At 60.8% G+C, this 7,294-nt stretch carries 6 protein-coding genes; 4 read left to right on the top strand and 2 right to left on the bottom strand.

The window, feature by feature from the left end; genetic code table 11:
• A partial coding sequence (locus tag K2Y56_RS25790) for an HD domain-containing phosphohydrolase (RefSeq protein WP_292514879.1) occupies positions 1-623 on the top strand: 623 nt, incomplete at its 5' end.
• A 616-nt stretch (positions 624-1,239) separates the two neighbouring features.
• Here K2Y56_RS25790 and K2Y56_RS25785 read toward each other — a convergent pair.
• Positions 1,240-3,189, bottom strand: coding sequence for an AI-2E family transporter (locus K2Y56_RS25785; RefSeq protein ID WP_292514876.1), 1,950 nt, complete (start codon positions 3,187-3,189; stop codon positions 1,240-1,242).
• A gap of 230 nt (positions 3,190-3,419) precedes the next feature.
• Here K2Y56_RS25785 and K2Y56_RS25780 point away from each other — a divergent pair, with 230 nt between their 5' ends.
• A complete protein-coding gene (locus K2Y56_RS25780; RefSeq protein WP_292514874.1) occupies positions 3,420-3,710 on the top strand; it encodes a hypothetical protein in 291 nt (96 codons plus the stop codon).
• A 614-nt stretch (positions 3,711-4,324) separates the two neighbouring features.
• On the opposite strand, the gene ybaL is transcribed toward K2Y56_RS25780, so the two are convergent.
• Entirely contained in the window at positions 4,325-6,268 is a 1,944-nt protein-coding gene (gene ybaL, locus K2Y56_RS25775) for a YbaL family putative K(+) efflux transporter (protein ID WP_292514870.1), read from the bottom strand.
• A 105-nt stretch (positions 6,269-6,373) separates the two neighbouring features.
• Here ybaL and K2Y56_RS25770 point away from each other — a divergent pair, with 105 nt between their 5' ends.
• Positions 6,374-6,625 (top strand): helix-turn-helix transcriptional regulator, encoded by a 252-nt coding sequence (locus K2Y56_RS25770; protein WP_292514868.1) that lies wholly within the window; start codon positions 6,374-6,376, stop codon positions 6,623-6,625.
• Between the two features lie 424 nt (positions 6,626-7,049).
• Positions 7,050-7,294, top strand: a 245-nt coding sequence (locus K2Y56_RS25765; protein WP_292514865.1) for a transposase, incomplete at its 3' end; no start/stop codon positions are given.

Below are 7,294 nucleotides of genomic sequence, written 5' to 3'. Positions count from 1 at the left end.
ATGATAAACATCAACCCCTGAACCTGGGTCACTTCTCAACGAAAACGCCGGGTCAACTCTCAGCGGAAATCAACACCGGAGGGATTGCACGTTGGCTTGATAACGTTTGGGTTCACGACGACACGACGTACCAGCATTGTTTACAAGTTGCCGGTTTGGCGGCAGCCGTCGCGATCCAGCTGAAGTTTCCGAAAGCGGACCAGCAACGCTTCATTCGCGCGGCGCTCATGCACGATCTGGGCAAAGGCCGTATTCCGCTCGAGATTTTAAATAAACCCGGCATGCACAATGATGACGAGCGTGCGATCATGCGCACACATGCCCTGATTGGATACCAAATTCTAGTCGATGGCGGGGTCAAGGATGGACTGACATTGGATGCGGCACTCCATCATCACGAGATGCTCGATGGAACTGGATACCCCGAAAAACTGAGTGGCGACAGTGTAAGCGATCCAGTGCGGCTGTTGACGGTATGTGACATCTATGCCGCATTATCTGAGAAAAGACCGTACAAAGAAGCAAAAGAACCAGAAGAATGCTTTAGAATATTATATCAAATGGAAAATAAGCTTGAACGCTCTATGATCGATGCGCTATCGACCACGATACTTGCGGCCTGATCATAAGCGCCAAGCAACGACCAGAAGTCGAACGTGGTCCTAGCCGCGGTGCCCAGTACCGCCTTCCATCGTTATCGTGAATTCGCCCTGGTGGTAGGCTCTCAGCGTCACCGCTGTAGGCACGAAGCTCGTGCCCGCGTACGTAGGCAGAGCAACATAGCAAGTAATCCTCCCCTCTGTCGCTAAAGCACGGACAACGTTTTCGTCCGCACTGCGTTTCAGTTCAGCTACGAACCGCGGAACGTACACCAAATTGGCGTCGGTTGCCTAGCCACCAAACATTCCGGGTAGCAGGAGCATAGGGACTAGCTCGCCCACTGCAACACCAAGTGCGGCTTCGTCGCGGGACATAACCGAATAATAGTCCCGTCCGCATCTTGCCTGTAATCAAGTCCATCTTAGCCCCAGATCGCCAAAGTTGCGGTAAGCATTAGCATGACGACGTCGGCCTACACCCTTTACGGAACGTGAAGACGTCGGCTTGCGAGCTTTCCGAGGCGACGGTGAGATTGATTGAGTTAGGCGGTTGTACAACTTCGAGGTTAGCGTCGCGCCCAAAGCCCGAGACGGGGTTCGCGGCGACCTCAGTGCTTCCTGCTACCTTTCGAGAGTGGACTTAGGCCGCTCGTTGTTTCTGGCTCACCTTTTCGAGGCAAGCCTCGACGGCTTGGCGAAGCGACGAAACGTAGGCATCAGCTCCGATCTGGTTCTGGATGAACTTGTCGGACAAGGCGGCGTCCTCCATGGGCCAAAGGCCCACCACGATGGGCTTGCCAGGCAACTTCTCCTGCAGGCGTCGGATGAGGTAGCGAAGGTGGGCTGGGTTGCCGCTAATGTCGAGGTAGGCGACGCACACCATCGCAACACCTTTCACGTCGAGCGTCCTGATCCGGTCGCGCGAAACGTCCTCGTGCGGTACGACCCGTGCTCCCAGCCCGTGCTTGTCGAGGAGTTGCGCCAGCATGGCGGAGGCGGCTTCGTCTAGGGGGCCGCGCCCGGCAATGCACATGACGGGTGCATCGCCACGCCAGGAGGGCGAACGTGCCTCCAGGGGCGGCGCCTGACCCGGCACGGCCTCGTTCTTGGGATGAACCTTCTCGGCAAGCGTGGGGACCTCTGATTGATCCGTCGGCTTGGTGTCCGATGGGGGTTCCTCGTCCGGGCGGCTCGCAAGCTCTTCGACGAGCGCCCGTGTCGAAACCTTCACGTTCTCCAACTGCTGAACAGACACGACGCCACGCGCGAAGTCATTGGCGGCCAGTTGTAAGCCCTTCAGTGCCACCTCGTCATAGTAGGACGAGAGCGACCGTTCCTTCAGCATCTGCTCCCCAAGCTCGACGGCCTCGTCAGGGTCGCCAGCGAGCATGCGCTGATAGAAGTTTTCGACTGGCGTGAGGGGTGGTCGGTCGCCCAGCAGGACGTCGAGGAACTCCAGGCGCTCAACATGACGGCCTAGGACGACGAGGCAGACCGTGAAGGGCGTGGCGAGGATCAGGCCAATGGGTCCCCAGAGCCAGCCCCAGAACAGAGTCGAGACGATGACTGCGAACGGCGACATGCCGGTCGAGTGCCCATAGAGCATCGGCTCGGCCACGTGACCGAACAGCGGCTCGGCGATCAGAAAGAGCGCAGCGGTCCAAGCGACCATCGACCAACCCGGATCGACCGCCGCGGCAAGCGCCAGAGGGAACAGCCCTGATAGGAGGGCGCCAACATAGGGCACGAACCGCATCAAGGCGGCGAACACGCCCCATAGTACAGGACTCGGCACGCCGATGAACCAAAGCCCGAGGCCGATGAGAACGCCAAATCCAGCATTAAGGGCGAGCTGCACCAGGAAGTACGTGCTGAGCCGGGATGCGGCATCATCCATCGCCACCGTCGTGCGATGGAGGTCGCTTGATCCAAACAACCGGATCATGCGGTTCCTCAGGTCCGCACGCTGCAACAGGAGGAAGATGACCACGATGATGACGATACCGAGCGTGGTCAGCGGGTGGACGATTGGTCCGAGCACCTTCTGAACCAGGGCGAACGGTGAGGGATCAGCCTCCTGGATCTTCACCAATGTGGGCTTAGGCGCCTCTATACCAGGCGATTGCCCCGTCGTCGCTGCAGGTGGGGCCGCGGCTTGGTCGGAAGCCTCCTGAATCTGGTTGTTGGCACGGCGTAGGAACTCGGCTGCTCTGCCGAGCATCCCCTCCTGCAGGCTCGCGACCTTCTTCTGTATCGTCGTCTGATACTGGGGTAAGTTCCCAGCCAGATCCGCGACTTGGCTGCCAATTACCGTTGCTGCCCCGGCGATGACGAACAGGGCTAGCAGCACGGCAGCGATGACAGAAGGAACGCGCCCAAGGTGCAGGCGGCGCAGTAAATTCACGACCGGTGCTAGCACGAAGCTCAGCAGCACGGCGAGCACCAGGGGTATGAACACCTCGCGGGCGAAGTAGAGGGACGCTACGACCACAACGCCGATTGCCATCGTCCCGAGACCTGAGGCTCCTGGCGTCAGCGGTGGCGGAACGCTCGCGGGCTTTGGCTGGGGTGAAGGCGTCGCATCAGGCATGTCACATCCTTGGCTGGTGCCGCCTCATAGGACTTTCCGCTCCGGCTGTCTTCGACCGTCTGGAAACCGGTCAACTTGGCCAAGTGCCAGCCAACCCAAGCACGACGCTTGGTGACGGAGTGCGGTACAGCACGCCCTTCCTCAGAAGGGGGGCCTAGATCAAGGCCACTGAACAAGTCACGGCCAGCCGCCATTCGACGGAGACCGCGCAAACCTGATTGGATTGTGCCATGAATACTCGCATCACCTCTGCTGTCGCCGCTCTTGTACTGAGCGTAAGCGCTATTGCTTCGCCGGCTCTTGCTCAGAGCTACAATGCACCTGCTGGTATCGCTGCCGCAACGGCGCCCGGTGGCCTCGAAGGCCGCGCCGGTTACCGTAATGCCCTAGACGCTGACGTTCTGACCACAGGGTCGATTTTGCCTCATCGCAGCTATGACTCTGCCAAGGAAGGAAACGCTGAACAGAACAGCTTCCCCGTCTGGCAGTACGGCAGGACCTCGGGCGGCACAGCACGCTAAGCTTTCGGATTGATCGGACGTAGGGCGGCGGGGCGAAAGCCTCGCCGTCTTCGTTTCAGGGGATCGGCGACGCGAGAACGACGGCACGAGGCGGGTCATTGCGACGTCATGCGATTTTTGCCGCGGCCGGCGAGGAGCGCGACGCCACCTGACGGTCCCTCGCCCTGGACATTGCAGACGCCTTGGCCACGGGGCGGGGCGGTCTGGGCTCTGTGAGGGCCGACCGGCTGATCTGGAGAAGGCGCTCGGGGCGCGCCAGCGGAAGGGGGCCGCATTTCCGGCGGGCACAGCTAGGATCTGTACTCAGTCAGGCGATCGCGCGACAGCGTCTTTCGACCCTTGTAGGACCTTTTGAACCTTCGGCCCTGGGCAGCCTGATCAAACGGACGCGTATGCCTGGGATGGGTGGTCCTCTGCCTCTCTCCAACGCCGCCGCTGACAAGCCAAGCGGATTTAGCTCTCCTTCAAGCGGCGGCCCTCGGCGGGGTCAAGCTTTTGCAGCTCATAGATCACGAGGACGAGGTCACAGCGAGTGAAGCCTACGGAACCATCGGATTGCTTCATCGAGGAGAAACGAGGAGGCGCAGCCCACGCCTTGACCTCGTTTACATCCTTCACGGAATAGGGCTCGTGTCGCTACCTGGCGCCTGAGCGCCTCGTCGAGAGACATCAGCATCGGCAAGGGATGGCATTCGAACACCCTCTCCTTCCTCGCTTATTTCCTCCTCCTGCCGGGCTCGGGCACCCGGCCCAATCTGTGCCCGCTCGAAGGCATCGCCGGCGGCGGTGAGATCGCCGGTATCGAATGCCGCGAATGTGCCCCGCTCTCGAAACAGGAAGCTCGCCATCTCGCGCGCGATCTCCAACTCTCCGAGCACGATGCGATCGGCGCCGAAGCGCTGCAGATGCTCGACCTCAGCGTCCGAGTGCGCCCGCGCCACGATCTCGATCGCGGGATTGGCTGCGCGCGCCCGCTCCAGAAGAGTGCTCGCCTCGAAGGGGTTCGGGATGGCACTCACGAGGCACTTGGCCCCAGCTAAATTTGCTGCCTCCAGCAGCGCGCGGTGCCCTGCATTGCCTAGAATGACCTCCACCCCTTGGGCTCGAAGGGGCTCGACGGTACCCGCTCGCTCCTCGATGACGAGGAACGGCTCGCCACGCTCCTTGAGGGCCTCGCCAATCAGGCTCCCCACCCTTCCATAGCCGACGAGCACCGTGTGGCCGTTCAAGGCCGTAGCGTGCAGCTCAGGCGTGGAAGCTGTGGCGGCACGCTCGTCAGTCTCGTGGTCGCGTTGTCTCTGCTGCTCGCGCGCCTGAAGGCGTGGTGCAAACCGGTCGAGGATGACGAAGAGGAGCGGGTTGATCAGGATGGACAGGAGCGCGCCTGCTAGGATGAGATCCTGCCCTTCCGGTGGCAGCAAGGCGAGGCTGACGCCGAGGCCGGCCAGGATGAACGAGAACTCGCCAATCTGCGCCAAGCTCGCAGAGATCGTGAGAGCCGTACCCAAAGGGTGCCGGAAGACCAGGACGATGAGCAACGCGGCGATCGACTTGCCAACCACGATGATTCCCACTGTCGCCAGCACGGGACCTGGCTGCCGCACGAGGATGGCCGGATCGAACAGCATGCCGACGGAGACGAAGAACAGTACCGCGAAGGCGTCGCGCAGAGGCAGGGTCTCCTGGGCCGCTTGGTGGCTGAGTTGCGACTCGGCCAGAATCATGCCGGCGAAGAAGGCTCCAAGCGCGAAGGATACACCGAACAACTCTGCCGAGCCGAAGGCGACCCCCAGCGCGATGGCAAGTACCGCCAGGCGGAACAGCTCACGCGAGCCGGTATGGGCGACCCAGTGCAGCACCCAAGGGATGACGCGACGGCCCACGAGAAGCATGAGACCGACGAAGGCCGCCACCTTGATCAAGGTCAGAGCGAGAGCGAGCCACACGCTGCCGGGATCGAGCCAGTCCACCAAGCCGAAGGCCTGAACTGCTGCCGCCGTGTCGTTCCGGGCGGCGGCATCAGTGCGCCCACCCAGCAGGCCGGACAAGGCCGGCAGGAGGACGAGCGCCAGGACCATTGCGAGATCCTCGACGATGAGCCAACCCACTGCAATTCGGCCCTTTTCGCTCTCGATCAGCCGCCGTTCCTGTAGGGATCTCAAAAGCACGACGGTGCTCGCCACTGAGAGGGCAAGGCCGAACACCAGACCTGCGCCGAGTGACCATCCGAGAGACCAGGCGAGCGACATGCCGAGCCCGGTGGCTATTGCCATCTGCCCGATGGCCCCTGGCAAGGCGATAGCCTTCACGGCCAGCAGGTCCTTGAGCGAGAAGTGCAGCCCGACGCCGAACATGAGCAGGATGACGCCGATCTCGGCAAGTTGGGGCGCCAGCTGCTGGTCGGCGACGTAACCCGGCGTGAATGGACCGATCAGCACTCCGGCAACGAGATAGCCGACGAGCGGCGAGAGTTTCAGCCGGTGCGCGAGCGCGCCAAAGATGAAGGCGAGTCCCAAGCCGGCGACGATGGTTGCAATCAGAGATGTATGGTGCGGCATCGAGCCTCCTCTGCAGGAGAGATCCAAGGATCTTGTTATCGTTGCCGCGCGCCGATATATCAACCTTAAACGTTGAGATTGATCATTTTGGTGGAAGCCAACCCGATGCTGGAGTCGCTGTCACCGGAGCAATGTCGAGCCGCTCGCGGTCTGATCGACTGGACGCAGGAAGAGCTAGCCGACCGGGCAGGCGTATCGCGATCAACTGTGCGAGACTACGAGAAGGGGCGGCACGATCTACACCGTGCCAGTGCAGCTATGATTAAAAATGCCTTCGAGGCTGCAGGTGTGATCCTGATCGGTGCCGACGGGTTTCTTGGTCCAGGCGTCCGCCTGCGGATCGCGAAAGAAGTCTAAATTGAATTTATACTAATATTGAGGATGGTATTATCTCTGCTCGCTCGCTTCAGGATCGTCCTCAATGAATGCTCCAGTTTTCCTCGCCCTGCTGAGCATCCCGTTTGCTGCTATATTCATTAACTCGTCTGAAAATAACGGCGATGTATATATTATAACTTATATAACTGCCTTAGCCTTCATAATTGGCCTCACATTTCTCCTGGGAGGGCACCACATCATTCCGCTTAGCTCAGTAATCGCCGATCCTATGGTGCGGCAAATACCTTAGAGATCGACATCCGCCCGTCTCGACGCGAAGACACTGGCATCAGTGTCGGCACACGCAACGGCCCAGTCGATGAATGAGCGGTCCACATGAGGGCGGCTCTCCACCCTAGAGGCTGTTATGGACCTGTTGCTGGCGGCATCCAGATGAAGGGGCATGACCTCTTCACGCGCGCGCTATCCGTCCGACGTTTCCGATGAAGAGTGGGCGCTGGTCGCTCCTTACCTGACGCTGCTGCGTGAGGATGCGGGGCAGCGCGAGCATTCGCTCCGTGAGGTGTTCAACGGGCTGCGCTACGTCGTGAAGACGGGCGCACCCTGGCGCTTGCGGATTCCGACGGAAGCCGGCCACCCATTCCGACGCGAAGCCGGCCAGCGTTCCGATTTGATGTCGGCCACCAT

It is taken from the genome of Methylobacterium sp. (genome assembly GCF_019745455.1).
GTDB lineage: Bacteria > Pseudomonadota > Alphaproteobacteria > Rhizobiales > Beijerinckiaceae > Methylobacterium.
Note: the sequence above shows the minus strand (reverse complement) of the source record. Positions and strands in the feature narration are given on the sequence as shown.

Coding starts and splice junctions, on each gene's coding strand:
- K2Y56_RS25785 (WP_292514876.1), bottom strand. CDS start 3,189: ATGCCTGATGCGACGCCTTCACCCCAGCCAAAGCCCGCGAGCGTTCCG.
- K2Y56_RS25780 (WP_292514874.1), top strand. CDS start 3,420: ATGAATACTCGCATCACCTCTGCTGTCGCCGCTCTTGTACTGAGCGTA.
- ybaL (WP_292514870.1), bottom strand. CDS start 6,268: ATGCCGCACCATACATCTCTGATTGCAACCATCGTCGCCGGCTTGGGA.
- K2Y56_RS25770 (WP_292514868.1), top strand. CDS start 6,374: ATGCTGGAGTCGCTGTCACCGGAGCAATGTCGAGCCGCTCGCGGTCTG.